Source organism: Betaproteobacteria bacterium (genome assembly GCA_016713305.1).
Classification (GTDB): Bacteria; Pseudomonadota; Gammaproteobacteria; order Burkholderiales.
In genome coordinates, this window is record JADJPK010000004.1 from 391,274 (window position 1) to 417,190 (window position 25,917).

A 25,917-nucleotide genomic window follows, 5' to 3' on the forward strand; every position below is an offset into this window, starting at 1 on the left:
CGGTCCGGCCGCCTGGAAAGGCGCGCGTCGAGGCAGCAAGGTCATATGTATTTCACGTCGAGGATCTCGTATTCCTTGATGCCCCCGGGTGCCACAACCTCCGCGACATCTCCCGCCGACTTGCCGATCAGCGCCCGTGCGGTGGGCGAGCTGATGGAGATCTTCCCGTCCTTGATGTCCGCTTCGTCATCACCCACGATCTGGTAAGTGACCTCTTCGTCGTTCGAAAGATCCTGCAGATCGACCGTGGCGCCGAACACGCACCGGCCGTCGGCATCCAGCAGCTTGGGATCGATGATCTGGGCGTTGGAGATCTTGCCTTCCAGCTCGGCGATCCTGCCCTCGATGAAGCTTTGACGCTCCTTCGCGGCGTCGTATTCCGCATTCTCCGACAGATCGCCCTGGGCTCGTGCTTCGGCGATCGCGGCAATCACCTTCTGCCTCTCGACTGTCTTGAGGGTATGCAGTTCCTGCCGCAGCTTCTCGGCGCCGATGACGGTGAGCGGGATCTTGGCCAAAGATGGAATCTCCTGAAAACAGGCAAACGCGTGGACGGGGCGTCGTCATTGCAGGCGGGCGTGGAGACCCTGGACCGAGTAGGCCTTGAGCTCTCCCATCCCCTGCATGCCGGCGCAGGCAGCACGCGCACCGGCGATCGTGGTGTAGTACGTGACCCTGCCCTGGAGGGCCGACCGGCGGATCGAATAGGAATCCTGGATGGCCGTGCGCCTGTCCTCCACCGTGTTGATGATCATCGCGATCTCGTCGTTCTTGATCATGTCCACGATATGCGGCCGGCCTTCCGTCACCTTGTTCACCGGGGTGGTCGTGATGCCGCGCTCGTTGAGATAGGCGGCCGTTCCGCGTGTCGCACACAGGGTGAAGCCGAGCTCGCCCAGTGACCGGGCGATGTCGACGATCTTGGGTTTGTCCGAATTGCGCACGCTCAGAAACACGCGGCCGGAGCGGGGCATGCGCACGCCGGCGGCGAGCTGCGACTTCACGAACGCCTCGCCGAAGGTCTCGCCCACGCCCATCACTTCGCCGGTGGACTTCATCTCGGGGCCGAGGATGGTGTCGACACCCGGGAACTTGGCGAACGGGAACACCGCTTCCTTCACCGCGTAATAGGGCGGCTGCACCTCGCCCTTCACGCCTTGGGCGTCCAGGGTGCGGCCGACCATGCAGCGCGCTGCGATCTTGGCCAGCGGAAGGCTCGTCGCCTTGGAGACGTAGGGAACGGTCCGTGACGCGCGCGGATTGACTTCCAGGACATAGACCGTCTGATCCTGGATCGCGAACTGCACGTTCATGAGTCCCACCACGTCGAGGCCTTTCGCCATCGCGATGGTCTGGCGGCGAAGCTCGTCCTGCATCTCCGGTGAAAGGCTGAAGGGCGGCAGCGAGCAGGCGGAATCGCCGGAGTGCACTCCCGCCTGCTCGATGTGTTCCATGATTCCGCCGATCAGCACGCGGTTGCCGTCGCTGATGGCGTCGACGTCCACCTCGATCGCGTCGTTGAGGAAGCGGTCGAGCAGCACCGGACTGTCGTTGCTCACCTTCACGGCCTCGCGCATGTAGCGCTCGAGGTCGGACTGTTGATGGACGATCTCCATGGCGCGTCCACCCAGCACGTAGGACGGCCGGACGACCAGCGGATAGCCGATTTCCTGAGCGAGCGCCAGAGCCTGCTCCGGATCGCGTGCGGTCCGGTTCGGAGGCTGCTTGAGGCCAAGCTCGTGCAGCAGCTTCTGGAACCGTTCGCGGTCCTCGGCGCAATCGATCATGTCGGGCGTGGTGCCGATGATCGGCACCCCATTGCGCTCCAGATCGCGTGCCAGCTTGAGCGGCGTCTGACCGCCGTACTGCACGATCACGCCGTGGGGCTTCTCCACGTGCACGATCTCGAGCACGTCTTCCAGCGTGAGCGGCTCGAAATACAGACGGTCCGAGGTGTCGTAGTCGGTGGACACTGTCTCGGGATTGCAGTTGACCATGATGGTCTCGAACCCGTCTTCCCGCAGGCTCAGCGCCGCGTGGACGCAGCAGTAGTCGAATTCGATGCCCTGTCCGATGCGGTTCGGACCGCCTCCCAGGACGATCACTTTCCTGGCATCGGTCGGCCGGGCCTCGCATTCCTCCTCGTACGTCGAGTACATGTACGCCGTGCGGGTATCGAACTCGGCTGCGCAGGTGTCGACACGCTTGAAGACGGGACGGATGCCCAGCTGCTGACGCAGCCCGCGGATCTCGGCTTCCGTCGTCTTCAGCAATTTGGCGAGACGCCGATCGGAGAACCCCTTGCGCTTGAGGCGCCGCAGTTCGTCCGCGGAGAGATCCGCCATGTCGCGGTCGTCGAGATCCATCTCGATGTCGACGATCTCCTTGATCTGGGCGAGGAACCAGGGGTCGATGTGAGTGAGCTGATGCACTTCCTCGAGCGTGAAACCGTTCTCGAACGCGTCGCCCACGTACCAGATGCGCTCAGGACGAGGCTCCCCCAGTTCGGTCTCGATCGTCTCGCGATCCGTCGTCTTCTGATTGAGCCCGTCGACGCCCACTTCCAGCCCGCGCAGGGCCTTCTGGAAGGATTCCTGGAATGTGCGGCCGATCGCCATGACCTCTCCGACGGATTTCATCTGCGTCGTGAGGCGGCTGTCCGCCTGAGGGAACTTCTCGAACGCGAAACGCGGAACCTTCGTGACGACATAGTCGATCGTCGGTTCGAAGGAGGCGGGCGTGGCGCCCCCCGTGATGTCGTTGCGCAGTTCGTCGAGCGTGTAACCGACCGCCAGCTTCGCAGCCACTTTCGCGATAGGAAATCCCGTCGCCTTGGATGCCAGCGCAGACGACCGCGACACACGCGGGTTCATCTCGATCACCAGCATGCGGCCATCCTTGGGACTGATCGCGAACTGCACGTTCGAACCACCGGTGTCGACACCGATCTCGCGCAGAACCGCCAACGAGGCGTCGCGCATGATCTGGTATTCCTTGTCCGTGAGCGTCTGGGCGGGCGCGACGGTGATGGAATCGCCGGTATGGATGCCCATCGGGTCGAGGTTCTCGATGGAACAGATGATGATGCAGTTGTCCTTGCGGTCCCGCACCACCTCCATCTCGAATTCCTTCCAGCCGATCACCGACTCCTCGATGAGTAGCTCGTGCGTCGGGGAAGCTTCCAGACCCCGCTCGCAGATCGTGACGAACTCTTCGCGGTTGTAGGCGATGCCGCCCCCCGAACCGCCCAGCGTGAACGAAGGCCGGATGATCGTGGGGAATCCGACCATCGCCTGCACCTGCAATGCTTCTTCCAGGCTGTGAGCAATCGCCGATCGGGCCGACTGCAGCCCGATCTTGGTCATCGCCGCCTTGAACTTTTCCCGGTCCTCGGCCTTGTCGATGGCTTCGCGCGACGCGCCGATCATCTCCACGTCGTACTTCTCCAGCACGCCGTGCTTGGCCAGGTCCAGAGCGCAGTTGAGCGCGGTCTGTCCGCCCATGGTCGGCAGCAGCGCATCGGGCCGTTCGAGCGCGATCACCCTTTCCACCATCTGCCACGTGATCGGCTCGATGTAGGTGACGTCCGCCGTTTCCGGATCCGTCATGATCGTCGCGGGGTTGGAGTTGACCAGAATGACCCGGTACCCCTCTTCCTTCAGTGCCTTGCAGGCCTGGGCTCCGGAATAGTCGAACTCGCACGCCTGGCCGATGACGATCGGGCCGGCGCCGATGATCAGGATGGACTTGATGTCTGTGCGTTTTGGCATTTTTGCGTGCGGCTTGGCCGGATTGCCGGCCAGGGTCCTACCCTATCGCCTCGCCTCCATGAGTCCGACGAAGCGGTCGAACAGGTAACCGATATCGTGGGGGCCGGGGCTCGCTTCCGGGTGGCCCTGGAAGCAGAACGCGGGCACGTCGATGCGGGCGAAACCCTGGAGCGATCCGTCGAACAGTGACACGTGCGTCACCTTGGCGCTGGGAGGCAGCGTATCCGGATCGACTGCGAAACCGTGGTTCTGGCTCGTGATGACGACGCGGCCCGATTCGAGGTCCTGCACCGGATGATTGGCGCCGTGATGCCCGAACTTCATCTTGCGCGTCCGAGCTCCGCTCGCCAGGCCCATGAGCTGATGGCCCAGGCAGATTCCGAAAGTGGGCAGACCGGTCGCCATCAGCTCGCGGATCGCCCGGATCGCGTAGTCGCACGGCTCCGGATCCCCCGGGCCGTTCGAAAGAAAGATGCCGTCCGGCTTGAGCGCCAGCGCGTCGCGTGCGGTCGACTGGGCCGGAAGCACGGTCAGCCGGCATCCGCGATCCGCGAGCATGCGCAGGATGTTCCGCTTCACGCCATAGTCGAACGCCACCACGTGGTGCCGGGGCTTGTCGAGTTCCCCATGTCCATGGGTCAGCGTCCAGCTGGTGGCCTTCCACTCGAACGGCTCCGTGCAGCTCACCACCTTGGCCAGGTCCATGCCCGCCAGGCCGGGGAAGACCCGTGCCTCCGCAATGGCACGACCTTCATCGATGGATCCCGCCATCAGGCATCCTGCCTGCGCGCCCTTGTCGCGAAGGATCCGTGTCAGCTTGCGTGTATCGATGCCTGCGATGGCCACGACGTTCCGGCTTGCCAGGTACTCCGGAAGGGGCTGCTGCATCCGCCAGTTGGAGGCGAGCAGCGGCAGGTCCCGGATGACCAGACCCGCGGCGTGCACGCGGCCTGCCTCCTCGTCCTCCTCGTTTACCCCGGTGTTGCCGACATGAGGGTACGTCAGCGTGACGATCTGGCGGGCATAGGAAGGGTCGGTCAGGATTTCCTGGTACCCCGTCATCGCCGTGTTGAAGACGACCTCGCCCACCGACAGTCCGGCCGCTCCGATGGAGTCTCCCCGGAACACCGTCCCATCGGCGAGCGCAAGAAGGGCGGGCTGGCGGTCAGACACTTTGAGATCCTCGGAACATGCGCAACAGGGAAACATACGGAACCATACGGAACCGGAACATACGACACAGGAACCCGCGGAAAACACGGCCATTACAGCCAGTACCTGCGGGCGAACTGCCCGGGCGCGCCGAGGAGACAAGGCCTGCCGGTCAGACGGGCGGGAAGACTCCTGTTTCCCACGTGCCATGTGCCAAGCGGGAGGGCGCTTGCGCGCCACTCCCGCTCTGAGATTGATCCGATTATAGCCTCGCGCCCCTTTCCGGGGCAACGAGAGCGGGGGCTAACGTACGTCCCGCGCGGTCATTCGTGATCCCGATGCCAGGGCGCCCCGAGCTACTTGAGCCCCAGCACGTCCTGCATGTCGAAAATGCCGCCCTGCCTTCCCGCCACGAAACGCGCGGCACGCAGCGCTCCCTGGGCGAAGGTCGCCCGGCTCGACGCCTTGTGGGTGAGTTCGACCCGTTCCCCCGTGCCTGCGAACAGCACCGTGTGATCGCCAACGATGTCCCCGCCGCGGACCGTTGCGAACCCGATGGTCCGCGGATTGCGCTCCCCGGTCACCCCTTCGCGGCCGTAGATGGCATCGGTGGCAAGCGAGCGGCCAAGCGCGGCCGCCACGGCCTCGCCCATCCGTAGCGCCGTGCCGCTGGGCGCGTCGACCTTGTGCCGGTGGTGAGCCTCGATGATTTCCACGTCGTAGCCGTCACCCAGCGTCTTCGCCGCCACTTCGATGAGGCGCAGCAGCACGTTGACACCGACGCTCATGTTGGGAGCCATGACCATGGCGTTCGCTTTCGCCAGCTCCGCAAGACGCTGCTTCTGCTCCGCCGAGAATCCGGTCGTGCCGACAACCATGCGGACCCCGTTCCGCGCGCACGCCTCTGCGTGATGCAACGTGGCCTCGGGACGGGTGAAATCTATCAGCACGTCGGCCCCGCGAACGGCGGCCTCCACGTCGGTCGCGATCAGGACACCGCTGCGCACGCCCGCGAATTCGCCGGCGTCCTGGCCGATGCCCGGCACCCCTGGACGCTCGAGAGCCGCGTGGAGCTTGAGACCATCCTCTGCGGCAATCGATTCGATGAGGGCACGGCCCATGCGTCCGGTGCTGCCTGCGATGACGATCTTCAGCGACATGATCAATGGTCCCTGGGCAGTGGCTTGTTCGCCGTGCCGGGTGCTTCGGTGGTACCTGCGGAATCGACCAGACCCGGCGCGGCCGTCACGTCTCCCAGGATCTTCTTCAGCTTGTCGCCGTCGAAGACGAGGGTGAGCTGCCGACGGTCCCGCGGATTGCCGGCCTTGTCGAACTTGTAGAAATAGTCCCAGCGATCGGGATGGAACGTGTCTGCGACGAGGGGCGTCCCCATCACGTATTTCACCTGCTGCCGCGTCATGTCCGGCCGCAACTTGGAGATCATTTCCTGGGTCACGACATTGCCCTGCTGGATGTCGATGCGGTAGACGGCACAACCCGACGCCACCGGAAGGAAGACAAAAGCCAACCACAGGGCGAGGCGCGCGGCCACACCCTTCGAAGATGCCGTCATTGTTCTCAGCGCCAGGGAAAGCTTCTATGATAATCGATACCTTCCGCGAGACGGTCATGCCGAACCGAACCCCGAACGACCTCAAGACGATGGGCCTCAAGGCGACGCTGCCGCGGCTCAAGATACTGAACCTCTTCGAAACCAGCGAGGAGCGCCATCTCACGGCAGAGGACGTCTACAAGATCCTGCTGGCCGAGGGAATGGACATCGGTCTGGCCACGATCTACCGTGTGCTCACTCAGTTCGAACAGGCAGGAATCCTGGCGCGCCATCACTTCGAAAGCGGTAAGGCCGTGTTCGAACTGAATGAAGGCGGTCACCACGATCACCTGGTGTGCCTGCAGTGCGGGCACGTGGAGGAGTTCTACGACTCCGAAATCGAGAAGCGGCAGGACGCCATCGCGCGGGATCGCGGCTTCTCCATCCACGAGCACTCGCTTCAGCTCTACGCCTACTGCAACCGGCCGAATTGCCCGAACCGCAAGTCAGGCGTGCACCGCTCCTTCAGCGACGATTCGTCCACCGAGGGCTGACCGGTAACGACTGCCGCGCCCCGGGGCGCCTGCCACCATTCCGGGAAGGGACCGGGAAAGGACTCCTCGGCATCCGCGACCGCCCGGGGGTCCGGTCCCGTGGTCTCGTCCCCCCCATCGATGCGGGTCTCCCTCGTCCGCACTTCCTTCCGAAAAATCTCTAGTCCGGCCCTGCGGCCTCCAGCATCTCGCGGGCGTGGGACCGCGTGGTGTCCGTGATGCGCACTCCGCCCAGCATGCGTGCGACCTCCTCGACCCGGGCCTCCTCGGACAGCACCTCGACCACGGAAAGCGTCACACCCTTCTCCACCCGCTTGGCGACCTTCCACTGATGCACCGCGGTGGCGGCCACCTGCGGCAGGTGGGTGATGCAAAAAACCTGACGGTCCCGGCCAAGCTGACGCAGCAGCCTGCCCACGACTTCGGCAACGCCACCGCCGATGCCGGAATCCACTTCGTCGAAGACGAGCGTCGGCACCGGCGCCACGCGGCTGGTCACGGTTTGCAGGGCGAGCGACAGCCTGGCCAGTTCGCCACCCGAAGCCACCTTGGAGACCGGCGCAGGCGGTGCCCCGGGATGACCCGATACGCGGAATTCCACGGTTTCCAGTCCATGGGCGGCCGGTGTGTCGGCCGGCTTCAGCTCCACTTCGAAGCGCCCCCCCGCCATGGCGAGCTGCTGCATCGACGCCGTGACTGCGGCGCCGAGGGATTTGACAGCCTTCGCACGCAGTGACGAGAGCTTTTCCGCCGCTGCCCGGTAGCCCGATTCCCGCGACTCGGCTTCCTTGCGCAGCGCTTCGGCGTCCAGATCGTGGTCCAGCTCTTCCAGCCGGCGCCTGCATTCGGCCAGACGCGCCGCCAGCTCCTCCGGACGGATTCGGTGCTTCCGCGCAGCCGCGGTGACCGACTCGATGCGCGATTCGAGCTCCTTCAGCCGGGCGGGATCGAGATCCAGCCGCGAGCGGTACTGCCGGAGCGCACGGGACGCTTCGCCAAGCTGTATGTCTGCAGACGCCAGAAGATCCACCACTTCTTTCAACGCAGGATCGTGATGCGCCAGCTGCTCCAGCCGGCCCCTCAATCCGGACAGCGCGCTCGCGAGACAATCGTCGCCTTCCGACAGAACCTCCGCGGCCGCCTGCGATCCTTCGATGAGGGCCGCCGCGTGCGACAGCCGCTGATGGGCCTCCTTCAGTTCGTCCCACTCGGCCGGGGTCAGTGCGACGCGAGAGAGCTCTTCGGCCTGCCAGGACAGGCGGTCCCGTTCGGCCGCCAACGCCTGCGCGCCCCGCTCGGCCGCCTGCAGTGCCTCGCGCGCCTCCTGCCATTGCCTGTGGCGTTCCGCCACCGACAGCGCCAGCTCGGCCGCCCCCGCGTATGCATCGAGCAGGCCGCGTTGCGCCGCGGGCCGCATCAATGTCTGGTGTTCGTGCTGTCCGTGGATATCCACGAGGAGTTCGCCCAGCTCCCGCAACTGCGTGGCGGTCACGGGCCGGCCATTGACGTAGGCCCGCGATCGGCCGCCCGATTCGACGATCCTGCGCAGGATGCACTCCCCGCCTTCCCCGGCAAGCTCGTTGGCGGCGAGGTACTCGCGGGCCGGATCGACACCGCTGACATCGAACTCCGCGCTCGCTTCCGCCTTCTCCCGCCCCGGCCGGACGGCGCCCGCATCGGCGCGTCCGCCCAGCGCGAGCAGCAGTGCATCCACCAGAATCGACTTGCCTGCCCCCGTCTCTCCGGTAAGCACCGTGAAGCCGCGCCCGAACTCGAGACGCAACCGGTCCACGATCACGAAGTCCTGCACGCTCAGAGCGGTCAGCATGCGCCGCCTCCCGGCCAGAGGGTTGCAGCCATCGCGAAGCGCCAAGCGGCCCGGATGGCCGGCCGGAATGCACCGTCGCACTGCCATCTGCCGCCTGTCCATCGTCCGCTTCCGGACGGAATGCGATCCGCGACCATCGTTGGGACCTTCCTAGCGTCCGGGCTTCTCGCTCCAGTGAAGCTTCTCCCGGAGCATGTGGTAGTAGTCGTGGTTCGACGGATGCAGCAGGCGGATCTTCTCGGGACAGCGGCGCACGAAGACCTTGTCGCCTTCCTTCAGCTCGCAATGCGAATGGCTGTCGAAATGAGCCCGCGCATCGGCAGCGCCGCGGACCAGGATCTCGATCACGGATTCCGACGAGACGATGATCGGCCGGTTGGACAGGGTGTGCGGACAGACCGGGACAAGAGAAAAGACCGACAGCGAGGGATGAACGATCGGCCCGCCCGCAGACATCGCGTAGGCCGTGGAGCCGGTGGGCGACGCGACGATCAGTCCATCGGCCCGCAGATCGTAGACGTACTGTCCATTGACCATGACCTCCAGCTCGATCAGGCTGCCCTCCGCGCCCTTGTTGATGGAGACGTCGTTGAAGGCCACGACATCCATCACCCTCGCGCCTTCGCGCCGCACCTCCGACTGCAGCAGCATCCGGGTCTCGACCACGTAGCGCCCGTCCAGCATCTCGGCGAACGTCTCGAACATGGTGTCCATGGATACGTCGGTGAGGAAACCGAGGCGGCCCACGTTCACGCCGACAAGCGCCACGTCGTAGGGCGCGAGCGTGCGGGCGATGTTGAGCATGGTCCCGTCACCGCCGATCACGATCGCAAGGTCGGCCTGCCTGCCGATGTCCTCCAGCGAAAGCACCAGCCGGCGGTGGTCGCCGATATGCACGGCCGTGAGCGGGTCCACCACGACGGAACGGCCGCGGTCTTCCAGGAAGGCGGCGAGATCCAGGAGGGGGCCGGCAATCTCTGGACTCTTGTACTTGCCGATCAGGGCAATGGTGCGGAAGTTCTCCATCGGCCGGGATTAGAGCACACTTTGCCGTGCTCTCCCGTGCCGCGAACGCCGCGAAACGGGGCCTGTCGAATGCTTCCCGCGCGTTCCGCAACCTGTTTAGAATCGTCCGCCATGATCAACGATCGCGCCAGAATCCTGCTCAAGACCCTCGTCGAGCGCTACATCGAGGACGGCGAACCGGTGGGTTCTCGTGCGCTCGCGAAGTTTTCCGGCCTGGACCTCTCTCCGGCCAGCATCCGCAACATCATGGCGGACCTCGAGGAGATGGGGTACATCGCGAGTCCGCACACCTCCGCCGGCCGGATCCCGACTCCGCGCGGCTACCGCCTGTTCGTGGACACCCTGCTGACTGTCCGGCCGCTGCAGCAGCTGGAGATCAGCCAGCTCGAAGGACAGCTCCAGGTCGACAGCACCCACAAGCTCGTCTCGACGGCCTCGCACCTGCTGTCGGATCTCACCCGTTTCGCGGGCGTGGTGATGACACCGCGCCGACGCAACGCCTTCCGGCACATCGAGTTCCTGCGGCTGGGTGAAGACCGGGTGCTGCTCATCATCGTCACGCCCGAGGGCGACGTGCAGAACCGCATCCTGCCCATGGACCGCCCCTACACCGCCTCCCAGCTCGTCGAGGCCGCGAACTATCTGAACCAGAACTTCGCGGGGCGCGACTTCGACGACATCCGCATCCAGCTTCAGGCGGATCTGCGCGAACTCAAGGACGACATCTCCGGGCTCATGGCGCGCGCGCTGGATGCCGGCACCGAGGCGATGCAGGAGAACGCCGGCGACGTCGTCATCTCCGGCGAGCGGCACCTGCTGGACGTCTCCGAACTGTCCACCAACATGGACAGCCTTCGCAGGCTGTTCGCGCTTTTCGAGCAGAAGACGAGCTTCCTGCAGCTGCTGGAACTGTCCAGCCGCGCGCAGGGCGTGCAGATCTTCATCGGCGGGGAGTCAGGCCTGGTGCCTCTGGACGAATGCAGCGTGGTGACGGCCCCTTACAAGGTGGACGGACAGGTCGTGGGCACGGTCGGGGTCATCGGTCCGACGCGCATGGCCTACGAGCGCGTCATCCCGATCGTCGACATCACGGCCAAACTGCTGTCCAGCGCGCTTTCCCACTCCTGAGCCGAATCGCCACTCGCCGGGCGACACCCTGGACGCAGGCAGCGGCGCAGACGTCCCCCACCCCGAAAGACCGCCACCCCCCTTACCGGCCTACGACTCCATGTTCAAGACCGAACCTTCCTACACTCACGGCTCCGTTCCCAAGGTGGGCATCCTTCTGCTGAATCTCGGCACTCCCGATGCGCCCGAGGCGGCCGCCCTCAAGCGCTATCTGCGGCAGTTTCTCTGGGACCCGCGCGTGGTGGAGATTCCGAGACCGGTGTGGTGGATCATCCTGAACGGCATCATCCTCAACACCCGGCCGAAGAAGTCCGCCGCGAAGTACGCGGCGATCTGGACTCCCGAGGGCTCGCCCCTCAAGGTGCACACCGAGAAACTCGCGCGACTCGTCCAGGGCTACCTCCACGCCGCGGTGAAATCCCCTGTCACCGTTCGCTGCGCCATGCGTTACGGCAACCCCTCGGTGGAATCCGCCATCGGCGAACTCAGGTCGGACGGATGCGACCGGCTGCTCGTCGTCCCCCTGTATCCGCAGTACGCCGCCAGCACGACCGCCAGCGCCCTCGACGCGGTGTTCGAGACACTGAGCCACGCGCGCAACGTTCCCGCCATCCGCACGATCCGCCACTTCCACGACCATCCCCGCTACATCGCCGCGCTCGCCCAGTCCGTGCGCGATCACTGGTCGAAGAACGGCCGGGGCGGCAAGCTCGTGATGAGCTTTCACGGCGTACCGCGCTTCCACCTGGACAAGGGCGATCCTTATCACTGTGAGTGCCGCAAAACCGGCCGCCTGCTCGCCGAGGCGCTGGAACTGAAGCCCGATCAGTGGATGCTCACCTTTCAGTCGCGATTCGGCCGTGCGGAGTGGCTCGAACCGTATACCCAGCCGACGCTGGAGGAACTCGGACGCAAGGGCACGGCCCGCGTGGACGTGATCTGCCCCGGCTTCGTCTCCGATTGCCTGGAGACGCTGGAAGAGATCGGCATGGAGAACAAGACCGCCTTTCTGACGGCAGGCGGCAAGGAATTCCACTACATCCCCTGCCTCAACGAACGCGACGACTGGGTTCGTGGCCTGTGCCACATCGTCGGCGAGAACCTCCAGGGCTGGGCGCACACCCAGTGGGACGACAAGGCCGCGGAGGCCGAGGCATCGAGATCGCGGGAGCGCGCGCTGGCTCTGGGCGCATCCCGCTGAACCCCTTACCCCGCGGTAGTCAGGTCGGCCTTCCGGGCGTATTCTCCCGACTGCCCGACATGCTGCGGGAGAGCGTGGGCCGACCCGGTCCGCCGCCGAAGGCGTAACCCACCCGGAATCGCTCAGGCTTCTGGAACCGTGGCATCGACCGGTCCATACCGGCTCAGGGCAACTCTGGAGAGATCGCGGCGCATCGTCGCCGGGACGCCGAAGGGGCAAGCCCGTCGCAGGGCTCAACTCTCAGGCAAAAGGACAGAGGGGTGGACAGGGCATGCGCTCGACCGGCGTGTCCTGCCCACCCCTCTTTCATTTGCGGGTCCCGCCATCGCCATGAGGAGGCCGAATTGACCCGACACACCTGTCTTCACGCGCAGCACGTGGCCGCGGGCGCACGCATGACCGATTTCGGCGGCTGGGCGATGCCTCTTCACTACGGCTCCCAAATCGAAGAGCATCACGCCGTGCGCCGCGCCGCCGGCATGTTCGATGTCTCGCACATGCTGAGCATCGACGTCTCGGGACCGCAGTCCCGGCCCTTCCTGCGCAGGCTGCTCGCCAACGACGTGGACCGGCTCGCATCGCCCGGCCGGGCCCTCTATTCCTGCATGCTCGACGAGACCGGCGGCATCCTGGACGATCTCATCGTCCATCGGAGCGGTGAGGACCGGTATCGCCTCGTGGTCAACGCCGCGACCGCGGACAGCGATCTCGAATGGATGTCGATCTGCCGCGCGTCGATGAACTGCGAAGTGGAGATCTCAGGTCGTCGCGATCTCGCGATGATCGCCGTGCAGGGTCCGAAGGGCCGGGAGTCGTTCTGGCGCGCGCGTCCCGGCCTGGAAAGCCGGACACGCGACCTGCAGACGTTCGCTTCGGTCCTGGAAGGCGAGGTCATGGTTGCGCGCACGGGCTACACCGGTGAGGACGGTTTCGAGATCACGCTGCCCGCCAGCATGGCGGAAAGCCTCTGGCAGGATATGGAACTCGCCGGAGTGCGGCCCTGCGGACTCGGCGCACGGGACACGCTCAGACTGGAAGCGGGCATGAATCTGTACGGTTCCGACATGGATCGGAACACCACGCCCATGGAAAGCGCGCTGGGCTGGACCGTGGATACCCGCACGGATCGTCCTTTTGTCGGCAGGGAGGCGCTGATGTCTCGCACTGCGTCCAGGGCCCTCACGGGTCTGCGCCTGCTCGACAAGGGTGTCCTGCGCAGCCACATGCGCCTTCGAACCGCGTGGGGGGACGGCGAGATCACCAGCGGGACGTTCTCTCCCACCCTTGGCTTCTCCATCGCGTTCGCACGCGTGCCTCGCGAGGCGGGCCAGGTCCCCCGCCCGGGCACGCCCGTGGAAGTGGACGTGCGCGGCAAGTGGCTGCCGGCGTGCGTCGTCAAACCCCCGTTCGTCCGTCATGGCCAATCGCTGCTGGACGCGCGGCCCCTCTGCTGCTGATCGACCTTTCAAACCGGGAGAATTCCTCCATGCATCTGCCCCCTGAACTCAAATACACCGAATCCCACGAATGGGTCCGTCTCGAGGCCGACGGCACCGTCGTCGTCGGCATCACCGACCACGCGCAGCAGGAGCTGGGCGATATCGTCTTCGTGGGGGACGTCAAGGTCGGTGCGCAGTTGAAGGCGCGCGATGCGGCGGCGGTGGTGGAGTCGGTGAAGGCAGCGTCGGACATCTACGCCCCCGTGGCGGGAGAGATCGTGGCCTTCAATGCGTCACTGGACAGCGAGCCGCAGCGGATCAACGAGTCGCCCTACGAAGCGTGGATCTTCAAGCTGCGTCCCGCCGATGCGGGTGACGTGGCAAAGCTGATGGATGCCGCCGGCTACGCCGCGGTGGCCGGCCAGGAGTGACGGCGCGGAGGACGACAGTTGCCCAGGGGCAACCGTCCGTTCTTCCTCTGCGGCCGGCCATCGTGGCGGCCGAGTAGCAATCGCACCCTTGTCACTGGAGGACATGCCGATGACCCCGACACCGTGCAATGACGAGTGCGGATTCGCCGCCCGCCACATCGGCCCACGCGACGAAGACGTGACGGCCATGCTGACCACGGTGGGCGCCGGATCTCTCGAACAGCTCGTGGAGCGGGTCGTGCCTGCCGGCATACGTTCGGCGGAACCGCTCCGTCTGCCTCCGCCGCGCTCGGAGCGCGAAGTGCTGGCAGCGCTGCGAGACTTGGCCGGGATGAACGTGCCGGCCCGGAATTTCCTGGGTCAGGGCTACCACGGAACCGTGACGCCGCCCGTCATCCTGCGCAACGTGCTGGAGAATCCGGCGTGGTACACCGCCTACACCCCCTACCAGCCCGAGATCTCGCAGGGCCGGCTGGAAGCGCTGCTCAACTTCCAGACCATGGTGTGCGATCTGACCGGCCTGGACATCGCCAACGCATCGCTGCTCGACGAAGCGACGGCGGGGGCTGAGGCGATGATGATGGCGCAGCGGCATGCCACGTCGGGAGGCGCCGGCTTCATCGTCTCCGAGGATTGCCATCCGCAGACCATCGCCGTCGTTCGCACCCGTGCGGAACCACTGGGCATCGATGTGCGCGTCGGCAAGGCGTCCGCACTGATGGACGCAGGCGATTTCTTCGGTGTGCTGGTCCAGTATCCGGCCACCGACGGATCGGTGCGTGATCCGCACGGCCTGGCGCAGTCGTGCCGCGCCGCCGGCGCGCTGTTCGTCGCAGCCTGCGATCCCTTGTCGCTCGCGCTCCTCGCTCCTCCGGGACAGTGGGGTGCGGACATCGCGATCGGATCCCTTCAGCGCTTCGGCGTGCCGATGGGATTCGGCGGACCGCACGCCGCCTATCTCGCGTGCCGGGATGCCTTGAAGCGGTCCATGCCGGGCCGCCTCGTGGGTGTTTCCGTCGACGCCAGGGGGGACACGGCTCTGCGGCTCGCACTGCAGACCCGGGAACAGCACATCCGGCGGGAGAAGGCCACATCGAACATCTGCACCGCGCAAGTCCTGCTGGCCGTGATGGCCTCCATGTACGCGGTGTATCACGGCCCCGAGGGACTGCGCGCGATCGCACGCCGGGTACACGCGCTCGCGTGCGATTTCGCGGCCGCCGTTCGATCGCTCGGCTGCGGCATCGCCTCGGGCGCCCTGTTCGACACCGTGACCGTGCATGCGGGCGATGCCAAGTCTGCCGTGCTGCGAAACGCGATGGAACAGTCGATCAATCTGCGCGACGCTCCGGGCGACGGCATCGGGGTGAGCTTCGACGAGACCCACGATCGGTCGGACGTCGCGGCCGTGCTTGCGCTGTTCGCGAAAGCCAATGCGCGGTCCGCGCAGCCCGGGGACCGCAGTTCCATCGGCTTGCCTCCCGCGCTGTTGAGGACCTCCGATTTCCTGACGCATCCGGTGTTCCGCACCATGCACTCCGAGACGGAGATGCTGCGTTATCTGCGCAGGCTCGCAGACAGGGATCTCGCCCTGGACCGCACGATGATTCCTCTGGGCTCCTGCACGATGAAGCTCAACGCGACCACGGAGATGATCCCGGTCACCTGGGAGGGCTTCGCGAACCTGCACCCGTTCGCCCCCGTCCATCAGTCGCTGGGCTACGCGCGTCTCGTGCGCGAACTCGAACGGGCTCTGTGCGAAATCACCGGCTACGACGCGGTGAGCGTGCAGCCCAACTCCGGCGCCCAGGGCGAGTTTGCCGGCCTGCTGGCGATCCGCGCCTGGCACCGGTCGCGCGGCGAGCAGCACCGCCGCATCTGCCTGATCCCGTCATCGGCTCACGGCACGAATCCGGCCTCGGCTCACATGGCAGGGATGGAAGTCGTGGTCGTCGCGTGCGACGCGCGGGGCAATGTCGACGTGGACGATCTCCGGACGAAAGCACGGGAGCACGCGGCGGAACTGGCCGCGCTGATGGTGACGTACCCGTCCACGCACGGCGTGTTCGAGGACGCCATCGGCGAGATCTGCGACATCGTCCACGCGCACGGGGGACAGGTCTATCTCGACGGCGCCAATCTCAATGCGCTGGTAGGGCTCGCCCGGCCCGGACGATTCGGCGCGGACGTGTCGCACCTCAATCTCCACAAGACGTTCTGCATCCCGCACGGCGGCGGTGGTCCGGGGGTGGGGCCCGTGGCCGTTCGCGCGCATCTCGCGCCATTCCTGCCCGGGCATCCGCTGCACCCGAACTCGGCCGTCGGACCCGTGAGCGCGGCGCCTTACGGGTCCGCAAGCATCCTGCCCATCTCCTGGGCCTACGTCGCATTGATGGGCCCTGCAGGCCTCACGCGTGCCACACAGATGGCGATCCTCAACGCCAACTATCTTGCGACCCGGCTCGCCCCGCACTTTCCCATCCTCTACAGCGGGCACGCCGGTCTGGTGGCGCACGAGTGCATCCTGGATCTGCGGCCCATCAAGGAAGCCACCGGCATCTCCAACGAGGACGTCGCCAAGCGGCTCATCGACTTCGGTTTCCACGCGCCGACCATGAGCTTTCCCGTGCCCGGCACGCTGATGGTGGAACCCACCGAGAGCGAATCGAAGGCGGAACTGGACCGGTTCGTCGACGCCATGATCGCCATCCGCGAGGAGATCCGTGCCGTGGAGACCGGCCGGGCGGATCGCCTGGACAACGCGCTTCGCAATGCTCCCCATACCGCGGCCGCCTGCCTCGCGGACGCATGGCCGCATCCGTATTCCCGCGAGCATGCCGCCTTTCCGCTGCCCGCCGTCAGGTCCGCGAAGTACTGGCCTCCCGTGGCGCGCGTGGACAACGCCTACGGTGACCGTCACCTCGTGTGCGCCTGCCCCCCGGTGGAGGAGTACGCGCATTCCGCGGCCGGGTAGGCACCGCTGCCCCCGGAGCGCCCGGAGCGCCCGGAAAGTCGGCCGATATCCCCGGCACGCCGTGGCGGCATTCCTGCGCAAAGTGGAAGGCCGGGAGGACGGCCGCCTTCAAGAACGCGCGTTTGCTTGACATTTGTCAATCCGAACGCGGGCGGGGGTACACGTTTGACTCTCAAGTCGCGGGGGATTCCTTCCGAAAACCGATGAAATGAGCGTCGTGTGGCGGGCCTCGGCCGCCACCCCTTGCGCCAGGAAGTCCCCATGGAAATGAACGATCGCACCACTATGTGCGTCATCCGCTCCGAATCTCCGCGCACCCAGGCGGTCCGCCGAAAACCGGCATCCTGCCCTTCGTCGGCGCCTGCGGCATCGCCCTTGACCGGCTCATGCCGGGAGCGGCGCCATGGCTGATCTGCCTCTCGAACCGGCCTTCGTGGATGTTCACCATCTGCCCGGCCTGTCCGCGGCCGGCACCGCCCACCGTGAATCGCTTCTGTCGCACGCCAGCCATCTGGTCCGCCGTTCCCCTGCCGACCTTCGCGCGCACGTGCTGCGCGTTCTGATGGCACAGGGCCTCGACGACAGCGAGGCGCTCTGCGCGGCGCTGCTCGATCTCGCCTGCGCCCTCGGCGACAAGGGGCTGGACCTGCGAAGCACGCTGACGGCACGGGTCGGAACCACCCTGACCGAACCCCATCGATCGATGGCATGGGCCGTTCTCCGGCGCGCGCCGACCTGCGCCGAGTGCGAGGCAGTGGCCGGGACGCTGCTGTCGCCTGCCGTCCCGCGCGGGGGAATCGTGGGACTCGTCAGGCCGGCGCAGGGTGACATGCCCGGAAAGACCGGGGGCATTCCCCCGGCCGTGGAAGCCTCCGCATGACGGCTGCCGCTCGCGATCGCGACGAGGCGTCGCCTCTGGCGCTGGATCTGATCGGTGCCAACCGGCGCATGCGCGACACGCTCGAGATGGTGATGCGCGGGCCGGCTCGCGGCCGGTACGTTCTCGCGGACGGAGCGCAGGCGCTGGCAGTCATCGTGAATCTGGACGGCGTGGGCGCACAGGCCGAGTGGTCGAGGTACCGGGCGCTGCACCCCGAGCGCCCGACGATCGCGCTCACGCTCGACAGTCAGCCGGTGCCCGGTGCCGACGCGGTCGTGTCGAAACCCGTGCAGGTGGACAGGCTGGTGGAGGCGCTCGACCGTGTCCGTACCATCGTCGGACGCCCCGCGCCTGTGGCCGCGACCTCGAGCGTGTCCTCCCGGCCGCCGACGCCGGCTCCGCAGGAACGCAACCGGTCCGGCACGGCGCCGGCCCCTGTCACTGCGGCTCCGCCCGTGCAAAGGATGGCGCAGCCGGTCATTCCCGGTTACAGGGCCACCGAGTTCATGGAAGACAGGCGGTCATTGACGGAGTCCGATCCGCTGGACCGGGACCCGTCCGACGCCGTCTGCGGCAGCGCTGCGGATGTGGATATCGACGATCCAGTCCAGCTTCGCAGGCGGTTCTGCACATCGGGTACCGCCGTGCTGGAGTGCGTTCGAGTGGCACTGTCGTTGTCGCGCACGCGGACGCGCCCGGCAGAGATTCACCTGCACGGCAATGCGGTCATGATCGTCGAGTGGTCAAACGCCAGCGTCACGACCCCCTGTCCGACGAACAGCTGCGGGCGCTTTGCGGGACCTCCTTTGGGCCGGGCATGCTGAAAGCCGTGCCCTCCACCGCTTCGGGCGTGTCGCCCGTGGGCGGTCGCACCACGTCCATGGAAGCGCTGCTGTGGAAGACGGCGCTGTGGACCTATCGCGGCCGCCTGCCCGCTGGCACCCCCATGAACGAACGCTTCCGGCTCGAGAGCTGGCCCAATCTCACGCGGCTCCTCCCCACGCCCAACGCCACGCGTGTCGCCGCTCTGCTGGTGCGCCACCCCATGCGCCTCCCGCAGGTTGCGAAGGCCCTCTCCATTCCGCAGCGTCACGTGTTCGCGTTCTACGGCGCCGCGTCGACGATCGGTCTCATCGACGTCCCGGGCCGTGTACCCGAGGCGGACGAAGACGGCGGACCGCCGGAACCCCACAGCCGCCGCTCGCTGCTGGGCCGGATCGCCAGCCGCCTGCCCCGTGACGATTCCGGTCACGATGCCGGGGAGGGCGCATGAGCCTTTCTCACTCCCTCCCCGTCGACGCGCATCTGCACGAGTACCGCATCGAGTCGGTGCTGGGCCAGGGTGCGTTTGCGATCACCTATCGCGCCTGGGACGAGAACCTGCAGTCCTCGGTGGCGATCAAGGAGTACTTCCCCGGCGAGCTCATGTGCCGGGAACCCTCGGGAGTGGCGAATCTTGCCAAGGGCGGGGATGCCGAACTCTACGAGTGGGGACTGTCCCGCTTCATCAGCGAGGCGCAGGTGCTGGCGCAGTTCAAGCATCCCAGCATCGTGCGGGTCTCGCGCTACTTCCCGGCGAACCGGACCGCCTACATCGTGATGGACTACGAAAAGGGCGAGAGTCTTCTCGACCGGTTGTCGCGCGAAGGAGGTCCGCTTCCGGAGACCGAGCTTCGCAGCCTCCTGCTGCCCCTGCTCTCCGGACTGAAACTGGTCCACGAGAAGCACTATCTCCACCGGGACATCAAGCCGGCAAACATCTACCTGCGCGAGGACGGCTCGCCGGTCCTGCTCGATTTCGGCGCCGCCCGCATGGAGTTCGGAACGAGCGGCGGCGACGGGCTCAACGTCCTGACACCCCGCTATGCGCCCATCGAGCAATACAGTCCGGATGGAGTGCAGGGTCCCTGGTCGGACATCTACAGCCTGGGTGCCACGCTGTTCCGCTGCATGACGGGACAGGCCCCGGTAGACGCACAGCGGCGCGACGCGGAGGTGGGCGAGGGAAAGCCGGATCCGTTCACGCCGTCGGCTCGCCTGCTTTCCGGACGCTACGGACGCGACGTCCTCGAGGCGGTGGACTGGATGCTGCAGTTGCGCCCGGCCGACCGCCCCCAGTCGGCCGCGGAGCTCATCGCGCGACTGACCGGCGCCGTGTCTCCCGCCGTCTCCCCTCCGCGGAATCGTTCTCCTACGTTCCGCGCCGTGCCCAGCGGGTCCACAAGATCGTCTTCGCCGGGCCTGTCGGCGCGGGCAAGACCACCGCGATCGCGACATTGAGCCACACCCCCATACTGCGCACGGACGAGCGTGCGAGCGACATGACCCGCGAGCGCAAGAACGCCACGACGGTCGCCATGGATTTCGGCGTGATGAACCTCAGCGACACCGAGCGCGTGCATCTGTACGGCATGCCCGGCCAGGAGCGCTTCGATTTCATGTGGAAGATCCTGGAGAAGGGAGCGCTCGGGCTCGTGCTTCTCATCGACAACTCGCGCCGCGCGCCCCTGGACGATCTGGCGTTCTATCTGTCGGCGTTCAAGGACCTGCTGTCCCGCACGCAGCTCGCGGTCGGCGTGAACTTCACCGAGCGCTCGCCGAAGCCGACGCTGGACGACTATCACTCGTACTTCCGCGAACGGCGTGCCGACCTCGGCCTCAATCCACCGATCTTCGAAGTGGACCCGCGCAATCCCCGGGAGGTTGGTCTGCTCGTGGAGGCGCTGCTGTACACCATAGACCCCGGCGTGCATCGCTGGCGCTCCTGCATCGCATGCAGTTTCTCGGATGGATCGCGGCCGAGCCGGTGGCGCGTGACGTCCCGTCCGTTCACATGGACGAAGACATGCCGGCCCTCCTCTCCCGGATGTCCGCGCGCAAGCGCGCGATGCTGGCCGACGCGGAAGGGTTCCAGCTCGCCTCGAGCGGCTTCACCCACGAGGCGGCCGAACAGCTCGCCGCGCTGGCCGCCGAACTGACGGCCGTTCACCAGCGCTATCACGGCCTGGTGCACGGCAACCTGCGCCTGAACGCAGGCGGCATTGCGCTGGTGGATGCCGCGGGTCACGGCCAGGTCTGTGTCTGGCCGCTGACACTCGGATCGCACTCCTTCCTGCTCATCGTTGCGGGCGTTCCCCTGCTTCACGGCCGCGCATTCGCGGACGCGATCTGGGGGCTTGCGCATCGATACGCGACTCCGGCATGACCGCCCCCGAGTTCGCTCCCACTCACGAACCCATCTTCAAGAAGGACTGCCTCCATGCGTGAAGAGATGATCCGATCCATCCTCGGCGACCTGAACGGAAGTTCCGCCGACATCACCGCTTCCGCGGTCATCTCGACCGACGGGCTGATGATCTCCAGCCTGCTGCCGGCGCACATGGACGAAGACCGTGTCGGTGCGATGAATGCCGCCATGCTGACGCTGGGCGACCGCAGTGCCTCGGAACTGGGCTGTGGTGACCTGGAGCAGGTCATGGTCAAGGGCAAGGACGGCTACATCCTGATGATCCACGCGGGGCCCGACGCGGTGCTCTCGGTCATCGCGCGGCCCACCGCGAAACTCGGGCTCATCTTCCTCGATGCCCGGCGCGCGGCCGAAGGCATCTCGAAGCTGCTCTGAGGAGAACTGCCATGCGCGACATCGCACCGGAGGATCTGCACGACGAGACCGGCGTGCGGCACGAGCTCACGTTTCACGACGGCTCGAAGCGCACGGTCTACGTCGTCGACCGGGAAGTGCCCTTTCCGGAAGGCAGCCTCATCGTCTCCCGAACCGACCCCGCGGGCGTCATCACGCACGCCAACCAGGCGTTCGTGGACATGTCCGGATATACCGAACAGGAACTGATCGGTGAACAGCACTGCATCCTGCGCCACCCGGACATGCCCGCCGTGGCATTCAAGGATCTCTGGGACACCATGGCAAAGGGCGAGAAGTGGCACGGCTACGTGAAGAACCTGCGCAAGGACGGCGCCTACTACTGGGTCTACGCCACCGTGGTGCCCAATCGCCGGCAGGGCAAGGTGGTGGGCTTCACGTCGGTCCGGCGCAAGCCGTCGCGAGCGAAGATCGCCGCCGCCGAAGCCTTGTACCGCACACTCAAGTGACCGGCCCGAGACGAGAGGACGACATGACCTATCAGTTCACCCTGAGCCCGGATCTCAGCATGCGCTACCTGTCCGGCTGGTACGTCTTCAACACCTGGATGCAGCGGGTGCTCGGCGAGAAGATCCATCTCGAGCTGTATGAGGACTTCGAGCGCTGCCGCAACGCCGTCAGGGCCGGTCAGGTGGATCTCATTTTCGCCAACTACGAGCCGCCCGATGCCGTCCGCGTGTCGTCGGGATTCCGCCGGTGGCCATCCGCCCAACGCCAGGGGCAGGCCGAACGAACTCCGTCCGCGGTCCCGGCCACGAGTCCGGTTCGACGGATCGAGGACCTGAAGCCTGGCGCCCGCATCGCCTCCTCCACGGATCCGGAGGTGAACCTCGTCCGTGGCGACATCGCCGTCCGACACCTTCATCCGGGCCGCGACACCTCGGCGAGGCCGCCAGGCGCGCGTGGCCGACACCCTTCCGCACGTGTCCGAGGGGCCCACTGGCGACGGTCGCCGCGCGGGCCCTCTGCGGCTGAGCCGAGATCCGGATCCACCACATGCTGTTCGCCGGCCCCCCACATGTGCCGGGATGGGCCCCCCTCCGGGTCAGCTGGCCGCCGGAGCGGCCTCCGGCATCGCCTCGGAGCGCAGCGCGTCCAGCGCGATCTCGGGTCGGGAGGCTGGCGACGGTCAGCGACGGAGCGGAGACGGGGACCTGATGGAAACGCGGACCTGATGCGCCGCCGCGAAGACGCTCATCGGGCGGACGAACCGCGTGCGGGAGGGGAAGGCTCCCTCGCTATCGAAGGCTCCCGGCCCACTCAGGCAGGCAGGCCCGCCATGAACTCCTTCGCCGCCCGCAGCACCGCATCCGGCTGATCCCGGTGCGGCGAATGGCCGCAGTGTTCGAGCTTGAGCAGCGAGGCATCGGGACACTGGCGTTCGATGCGGTCGATCTGCTCCATGGTGCCGTACTCGTCTCCCTCGCCCTGGATCGCGAGCACCGGGCATGAGATCGACGGCAGGAACTCCTCGATGTTCCAGGCGGTGAAGCGTGGGTCCAGCCAGATGTCGTTCCAGCCGCGGAAGGCCGAGTCGGGATCGTCGTGGTAACGCGCGAGCCGGGTGCGCAGATCGGTGGTGTCGTAGGTGATCTTCGACTGGCGGATCGCGGCCGTGCAGCACTCTTCCACGAACACATGGGGTGCGAGGACCACGACGCCCGTCACGGACCAGCGCCCCGCGCCGGCGTGGATGAGCGAGATCGAACCGCCGTCGCTGTGCCCGAAAAGCACGGGGCGTTCGATGTCCAGGGCCTCGATGAGACGTGGGAGAACCTCCAGCGCTTCGGTATGCATGAACGTCGGCTCCCGCTTCTCGCGAAGGGGATCGGACTTGCCGTAGCCGTAGCGCGAATAGGCCAGCACGCGGCGGCCCGTCACGGCGGCGAGCCGTCCGGGAAATTCGCGCCACAACGCCACGGAGCCGAGACCCTCGTGGAGCATCACGACGGGCGCGCGCGCGGAGAGCTCGCCGAACCACGCGTATTCGAGCCGGTGCTCGAGAATCGGGATGAAGGGCATGGAAGGAAGTCCGAACCGGATGCTCAGTGCCGCCGCGCGCCCGGTACGGATTCCGCGCAGCGAGGGTGGGTTCCCTGTGTCATCGCCACTCAGCGATCCGGCCTGTCCATGGCCCGGAGCCTGAACCGCTGGATCTTGCCTGTGGCGGTCTTGGGCAGGTCGGTCACGAATTCGATCCACCGTGGATACTTGTACGGGGCAAGCATCGATTTCACGTGCCGGCGCAGTTCGTCGGCCAGCGCCGGGGACTGGACAATGCCGGGCTTGAGCACGACGAAGGCCTTGGGCTTGATCAACTCGTCCGAGTCCGGGCTCCCGATGACGGCCGCTTCGAGAACTGCACCATGGCTGATGAGGGCCGCTTCCACTTCCACGGGCGAGACGTAGATGCCGCTCACCTTGAGCATGTCGTCGCTGCGGCCGCAGTACACGTAGTATCCGTCCGGGTCTCGCAGGTACTTGTCACCGCTGCGTGTCCACGCGCCGACGAAGGTGTGGCGGCTCTTGACACGGTTGTTCCAGTAGCACAGCGCGCTCGTGATGCCGCGGATCTGCAGTTCTCCCTGTTCGCCGTCCGCCACCTCCTCCCCGTTCTCGTCGACGAGCTTCAGTTCGTACCCCGGCACAGGCTTGCCTGTCGTGCCGAACCGGACATCCCCCGGACGGTTGGACAGGAAGATGTGCAGCATCTCCGTGGAACCGATGCCGTCCAGGACATCGATGCCGAAATGCTCGCTCACTCGCCGGCCGATCTCCGGCGGCAGCGCCTCGCCTGCCGAGGTCGCCACCCGCAGCGAGACATCGGAGCGCGGGGGCAGGTCGGGACTCGCCAGCATGGAAGCGTAGAGCGTGGGAACGGCGTAGAAGACGGTGGGCCGGTGCTCCCGCAAACGGTGGAAGACCGAGGCCGGCGTGGGCCTCTCGGCCATGAGAACGGCCGTGGCGCCCACCGCCATGGGAAACACGAGCGCGTTGCCCAGACCGTAGGCGAAATAGAGCTTGGCGGCCGAGAACACGATGTCGTCCTCGCGAATGCCCAGCACGGCCCGTGCGTAGTACTCGAACGTGTGGATCATGCTGCCGTGAGCGTGGACCGTTCCCTTGGGCGAGCCGGTGGAGCCGGACGAGTAGAGCCAGAAGCACGCGTCGTCGGCGCATGTGGCGGCCGCTTCCAGCGCCGGCTCGCCCGAAGCAAGCAATGCGTCCAGGGCAACGTGGTCGCCCGCGTCCCCGCCCGAGACGATCACGTGCCGCAGGTGCGGCAGACGCGCGAGCAACGGCGCGAATTGAGGGAGCAGCGGCGCGGATACCACCAGGGCCCTGGCCCGGCTGTCCCGCAGCATGTACTCGTAGTCGGCCGTCGTCAGGAGCGTGTTGACGGGAATCGGCACGATCCCGGCCTTGATGCAGCCGAGGAACGCGGTCGGGAAGTCCACGCTGTCCAGGAGGCACACCATCACCCGCTCTTCCGGGCGCATTCCTGCACGCAGGAGACCGCTGCCGAACCGGTCGACTCGCTGGGCCAGTTCGCCGTAGGTGTGACGTCCGCCGTCGTCGATGAACGCGGTCTTGTTCCGCCGTTGCGGCCCGAGATTGCGTTCGACGAGATCGTGGGCGGCGTTGTAGACGTCCGGTATCCGGACCACGGGCGGGCTCGTGGAGCGATCCGCCGTGCTCATTCCGGCCATGAAGTTCTCCTGCTTCTGTCCGTTAAGAAGGGGATCCGGCGCCGCTCCTCCCGCGGCGTCCGGTTTCCGGCCGGATTGTCGCATCGAAGCGGGCTTCGGCGCCGCTGTCAGACGGTCGATCGAGCCGCCGCGCGATCCGGGTCAAGAACAACAACGAGGGAGGTGCGGTCGATGCGGACGGATGCGCATCTCGATCGGACCTTTCCTGAGCTGGCATCATCACAGAAGCCGCGTCCATCGATCCCGCCCAAGGAAGATCCATGAAAGTGGAAGTCACCGAGCTGCCCGGAAACATGGTGCGCCTCGACCTTGCCGGTCGCCTCGACATCGAGGGCACCCAGAAGGCCGAGACAATCGTCTCGCCGATCGTCACCGCGCGCCAGATGCGGGTCATCTTCAACCTGTCTTCCGTGACGTTCATGGCGTCCGTGGGCATCCGCCTGCTGCTGTCGGCAGCGCTGGCCCAGGATGGCATGGGAGGCAAAGTGGTGGTCGCCATGCCGCAGGGCATCGTGCGGGCGATCCTGGAAACGGCCGGCGTGGACCAGCTCGTGCCGATCTACGACAGCCTCGAGGCGGCACAGGCCGGCCTGGATTTCGCCTGAACGCCT

The 25,917-nt window shown here is 66.4% G+C and carries 24 protein-coding genes and 2 riboswitches; of the genes, 15 read left to right on the plus strand and 9 right to left on the minus strand.

The window, feature by feature from the left end; all coding sequences use genetic code 11:
- Nucleotides 1-41 precede the first annotated feature (41 nt).
- The 5 genes from greA to IPK20_02510 all read right to left on the minus strand — a co-directional run bounded on the left by greA (nt 42) and on the right by IPK20_02510 (nt 6,495).
- Nucleotides 42-518: a transcription elongation factor GreA gene (gene greA / locus IPK20_02490; protein ID MBK8015674.1), complete on the minus strand. Its 477-nt coding sequence runs from the start codon at nt 516-518 to the stop codon at nt 42-44.
- 45 nt (nt 519-563) lie between these two features.
- The gene (gene carB, locus IPK20_02495; GenBank protein MBK8015675.1) at nt 564-3,770 is read right to left on the minus strand and encodes a carbamoyl-phosphate synthase large subunit; all 3,207 of its coding nucleotides are present in this window, start codon (nt 3,768-3,770) and stop codon (nt 564-566) included.
- Nucleotides 3,771-3,812: 42 nt separating this feature from the next.
- A complete protein-coding gene (carA, locus tag IPK20_02500) occupies nt 3,813-4,979 on the minus strand; it encodes a glutamine-hydrolyzing carbamoyl-phosphate synthase small subunit (GenBank protein MBK8015676.1) in 1,167 nt (388 codons plus the stop codon).
- 299 nt (nt 4,980-5,278) lie between these two features.
- Nucleotides 5,279-6,082 carry a 4-hydroxy-tetrahydrodipicolinate reductase gene (gene dapB / locus IPK20_02505; protein ID MBK8015677.1) on the minus strand — a complete coding sequence of 268 codons (804 nt, stop codon included), beginning with the start codon at nt 6,080-6,082 and terminating at the stop codon, nt 5,279-5,281.
- A 2-nt stretch (nt 6,083-6,084) separates the two neighbouring features.
- Nucleotides 6,085-6,495 (minus strand): outer membrane protein assembly factor BamE, encoded by a 411-nt coding sequence (locus IPK20_02510; protein ID MBK8015678.1) that lies wholly within the window; start codon nt 6,493-6,495, stop codon nt 6,085-6,087.
- Nucleotides 6,496-6,551: 56 nt separating this feature from the next.
- On the opposite strand from IPK20_02510, the gene fur reads away from it, so the two are divergent.
- Nucleotides 6,552-7,028 (plus strand): ferric iron uptake transcriptional regulator, encoded by a 477-nt coding sequence (fur, locus tag IPK20_02515; protein MBK8015679.1) that lies wholly within the window; start codon nt 6,552-6,554, stop codon nt 7,026-7,028.
- A gap of 160 nt (nt 7,029-7,188) precedes the next feature.
- Here fur and recN read toward each other — a convergent pair whose 3' ends face one another.
- Both recN and IPK20_02525 read right to left on the minus strand, forming a co-directional pair.
- Nucleotides 7,189-8,856 carry a DNA repair protein RecN gene (gene recN / locus IPK20_02520; GenBank protein ID MBK8015680.1) on the minus strand — a complete coding sequence of 556 codons (1,668 nt, stop codon included), beginning with the start codon at nt 8,854-8,856 and terminating at the stop codon, nt 7,189-7,191.
- A 150-nt stretch (nt 8,857-9,006) separates the two neighbouring features.
- Nucleotides 9,007-9,882, minus strand: coding sequence for an NAD kinase (locus IPK20_02525; GenBank protein ID MBK8015681.1), 876 nt, complete (start codon nt 9,880-9,882; stop codon nt 9,007-9,009).
- A 111-nt stretch (nt 9,883-9,993) separates the two neighbouring features.
- Between IPK20_02525 and hrcA the strand changes: the two genes are divergently transcribed.
- The 13 genes from hrcA to IPK20_02590 all read left to right on the plus strand — a co-directional run bounded on the left by hrcA (nt 9,994) and on the right by IPK20_02590 (nt 22,045).
- Nucleotides 9,994-11,010 carry a heat-inducible transcriptional repressor HrcA gene (gene hrcA / locus IPK20_02530; protein MBK8015682.1) on the plus strand — a complete coding sequence of 339 codons (1,017 nt, stop codon included), beginning with the start codon at nt 9,994-9,996 and terminating at the stop codon, nt 11,008-11,010.
- Nucleotides 11,011-11,110: 100 nt separating this feature from the next.
- Nucleotides 11,111-12,211, plus strand: a complete 1,101-nt coding sequence (locus IPK20_02535) for a ferrochelatase (protein ID MBK8015683.1) — start codon at nt 11,111-11,113, stop codon at nt 12,209-12,211.
- A 55-nt stretch (nt 12,212-12,266) separates the two neighbouring features.
- Nucleotides 12,267-12,360, plus strand: a riboswitch (glycine riboswitch).
- Between the two features lie 15 nt (nt 12,361-12,375).
- Nucleotides 12,376-12,477: riboswitch (glycine riboswitch) on the plus strand.
- A gap of 78 nt (nt 12,478-12,555) precedes the next feature.
- Nucleotides 12,556-13,668 (plus strand): glycine cleavage system aminomethyltransferase GcvT, encoded by a 1,113-nt coding sequence (gene gcvT / locus IPK20_02540; protein MBK8015684.1) that lies wholly within the window; start codon nt 12,556-12,558, stop codon nt 13,666-13,668.
- Nucleotides 13,669-13,697: 29 nt separating this feature from the next.
- Nucleotides 13,698-14,081, plus strand: a complete 384-nt coding sequence (gene gcvH, locus IPK20_02545; GenBank protein MBK8015685.1) for a glycine cleavage system protein GcvH — start codon at nt 13,698-13,700, stop codon at nt 14,079-14,081.
- A 103-nt stretch (nt 14,082-14,184) separates the two neighbouring features.
- Complete coding sequence (gcvP, locus tag IPK20_02550) at nt 14,185-17,055, plus strand: aminomethyl-transferring glycine dehydrogenase (protein MBK8015686.1); 2,871 nt, start codon at nt 14,185-14,187, stop codon at nt 17,053-17,055.
- Between the two features lie 403 nt (nt 17,056-17,458).
- Nucleotides 17,459-17,935 carry a hypothetical protein gene (locus tag IPK20_02555; protein MBK8015687.1) on the plus strand — a complete coding sequence of 159 codons (477 nt, stop codon included), beginning with the start codon at nt 17,459-17,461 and terminating at the stop codon, nt 17,933-17,935.
- Nucleotides 17,932-18,759, plus strand: coding sequence for a hypothetical protein (locus IPK20_02560; GenBank protein ID MBK8015688.1), 828 nt, complete (start codon nt 17,932-17,934; stop codon nt 18,757-18,759). The genes IPK20_02555 and IPK20_02560 overlap by 4 nt, the downstream gene beginning before the upstream one ends.
- Nucleotides 18,760-18,764: 5 nt before the next feature.
- Nucleotides 18,765-19,208, plus strand: coding sequence for a hypothetical protein (locus IPK20_02565; protein MBK8015689.1), 444 nt, complete (start codon nt 18,765-18,767; stop codon nt 19,206-19,208).
- Nucleotides 19,205-20,215, plus strand: a complete 1,011-nt coding sequence (locus tag IPK20_02570) for a serine/threonine protein kinase (protein ID MBK8015690.1) — start codon at nt 19,205-19,207, stop codon at nt 20,213-20,215. Before IPK20_02565 ends, IPK20_02570 begins: the two co-directional genes overlap by 4 nt.
- Nucleotides 20,161-20,913, plus strand: a complete 753-nt coding sequence (locus IPK20_02575) for an ATP/GTP-binding protein (GenBank protein ID MBK8015691.1) — start codon at nt 20,161-20,163, stop codon at nt 20,911-20,913. The genes IPK20_02570 and IPK20_02575 overlap by 55 nt, the downstream gene beginning before the upstream one ends.
- On the plus strand, nt 20,823-21,140 hold the full coding sequence (locus tag IPK20_02580; protein MBK8015692.1) for a hypothetical protein: 318 nt from the start codon (nt 20,823-20,825) through the stop codon (nt 21,138-21,140). The genes IPK20_02575 and IPK20_02580 overlap by 91 nt, the downstream gene beginning before the upstream one ends.
- Nucleotides 21,141-21,194: 54 nt before the next feature.
- Nucleotides 21,195-21,557 carry a roadblock/LC7 domain-containing protein gene (locus IPK20_02585; GenBank protein ID MBK8015693.1) on the plus strand — a complete coding sequence of 121 codons (363 nt, stop codon included), beginning with the start codon at nt 21,195-21,197 and terminating at the stop codon, nt 21,555-21,557.
- 11 nt (nt 21,558-21,568) lie between these two features.
- Nucleotides 21,569-22,045, plus strand: a complete 477-nt coding sequence (locus IPK20_02590) for a PAS domain-containing protein (protein ID MBK8015694.1) — start codon at nt 21,569-21,571, stop codon at nt 22,043-22,045.
- Nucleotides 22,046-22,856: 811 nt separating this feature from the next.
- Here IPK20_02590 and IPK20_02595 read toward each other — a convergent pair.
- Both IPK20_02595 and IPK20_02600 read right to left on the minus strand, forming a co-directional pair.
- Nucleotides 22,857-23,618: an alpha/beta hydrolase gene (locus IPK20_02595; protein ID MBK8015695.1), complete on the minus strand. Its 762-nt coding sequence runs from the start codon at nt 23,616-23,618 to the stop codon at nt 22,857-22,859.
- An 89-nt stretch (nt 23,619-23,707) separates the two neighbouring features.
- Entirely contained in the window at nt 23,708-25,306 is a 1,599-nt protein-coding gene (locus tag IPK20_02600) for a benzoate-CoA ligase family protein (GenBank protein MBK8015696.1), read from the minus strand.
- Nucleotides 25,307-25,566: 260 nt separating this feature from the next.
- Between IPK20_02600 and IPK20_02605 the strand changes: the two genes are divergently transcribed.
- The gene (locus IPK20_02605; GenBank protein MBK8015697.1) at nt 25,567-25,911 is read left to right on the plus strand and encodes an STAS domain-containing protein; all 345 of its coding nucleotides are present in this window, start codon (nt 25,567-25,569) and stop codon (nt 25,909-25,911) included.
- Nucleotides 25,912-25,917 lie beyond the last annotated feature (6 nt).

Coding starts and splice junctions, on each gene's coding strand:
- carB (MBK8015675.1), bottom strand. CDS start 3,770: ATGCCAAAACGCACAGACATCAAGTCCATCCTGATCATCGGCGCCGGC.
- carA (MBK8015676.1), bottom strand. CDS start 4,979: ATGTTTCCCTGTTGCGCATGTTCCGAGGATCTCAAAGTGTCTGACCGC.
- dapB (MBK8015677.1), bottom strand. CDS start 6,082: ATGTCGCTGAAGATCGTCATCGCAGGCAGCACCGGACGCATGGGCCGT.
- IPK20_02510 (MBK8015678.1), bottom strand. CDS start 6,495: ATGACGGCATCTTCGAAGGGTGTGGCCGCGCGCCTCGCCCTGTGGTTG.
- fur (MBK8015679.1), top strand. CDS start 6,552: ATGCCGAACCGAACCCCGAACGACCTCAAGACGATGGGCCTCAAGGCG.
- recN (MBK8015680.1), bottom strand. CDS start 8,856: ATGCTGACCGCTCTGAGCGTGCAGGACTTCGTGATCGTGGACCGGTTG.
- IPK20_02525 (MBK8015681.1), bottom strand. CDS start 9,882: ATGGAGAACTTCCGCACCATTGCCCTGATCGGCAAGTACAAGAGTCCA.
- hrcA (MBK8015682.1), top strand. CDS start 9,994: ATGATCAACGATCGCGCCAGAATCCTGCTCAAGACCCTCGTCGAGCGC.
- IPK20_02535 (MBK8015683.1), top strand. CDS start 11,111: ATGTTCAAGACCGAACCTTCCTACACTCACGGCTCCGTTCCCAAGGTG.
- gcvH (MBK8015685.1), top strand. CDS start 13,698: ATGCATCTGCCCCCTGAACTCAAATACACCGAATCCCACGAATGGGTC.
- gcvP (MBK8015686.1), top strand. CDS start 14,185: ATGCCGATGACCCCGACACCGTGCAATGACGAGTGCGGATTCGCCGCC.
- IPK20_02555 (MBK8015687.1), top strand. CDS start 17,459: ATGGCTGATCTGCCTCTCGAACCGGCCTTCGTGGATGTTCACCATCTG.
- IPK20_02560 (MBK8015688.1), top strand. CDS start 17,932: ATGACGGCTGCCGCTCGCGATCGCGACGAGGCGTCGCCTCTGGCGCTG.
- IPK20_02570 (MBK8015690.1), top strand. CDS start 19,205: ATGAGCCTTTCTCACTCCCTCCCCGTCGACGCGCATCTGCACGAGTAC.
- IPK20_02580 (MBK8015692.1), top strand. CDS start 20,823: ATGCTGGCCGACGCGGAAGGGTTCCAGCTCGCCTCGAGCGGCTTCACC.
- IPK20_02585 (MBK8015693.1), top strand. CDS start 21,195: ATGCGTGAAGAGATGATCCGATCCATCCTCGGCGACCTGAACGGAAGT.
- IPK20_02590 (MBK8015694.1), top strand. CDS start 21,569: ATGCGCGACATCGCACCGGAGGATCTGCACGACGAGACCGGCGTGCGG.
- IPK20_02595 (MBK8015695.1), bottom strand. CDS start 23,618: ATGCCCTTCATCCCGATTCTCGAGCACCGGCTCGAATACGCGTGGTTC.
- IPK20_02600 (MBK8015696.1), bottom strand. CDS start 25,306: ATGGCCGGAATGAGCACGGCGGATCGCTCCACGAGCCCGCCCGTGGTC.
- IPK20_02605 (MBK8015697.1), top strand. CDS start 25,567: ATGAAAGTGGAAGTCACCGAGCTGCCCGGAAACATGGTGCGCCTCGAC.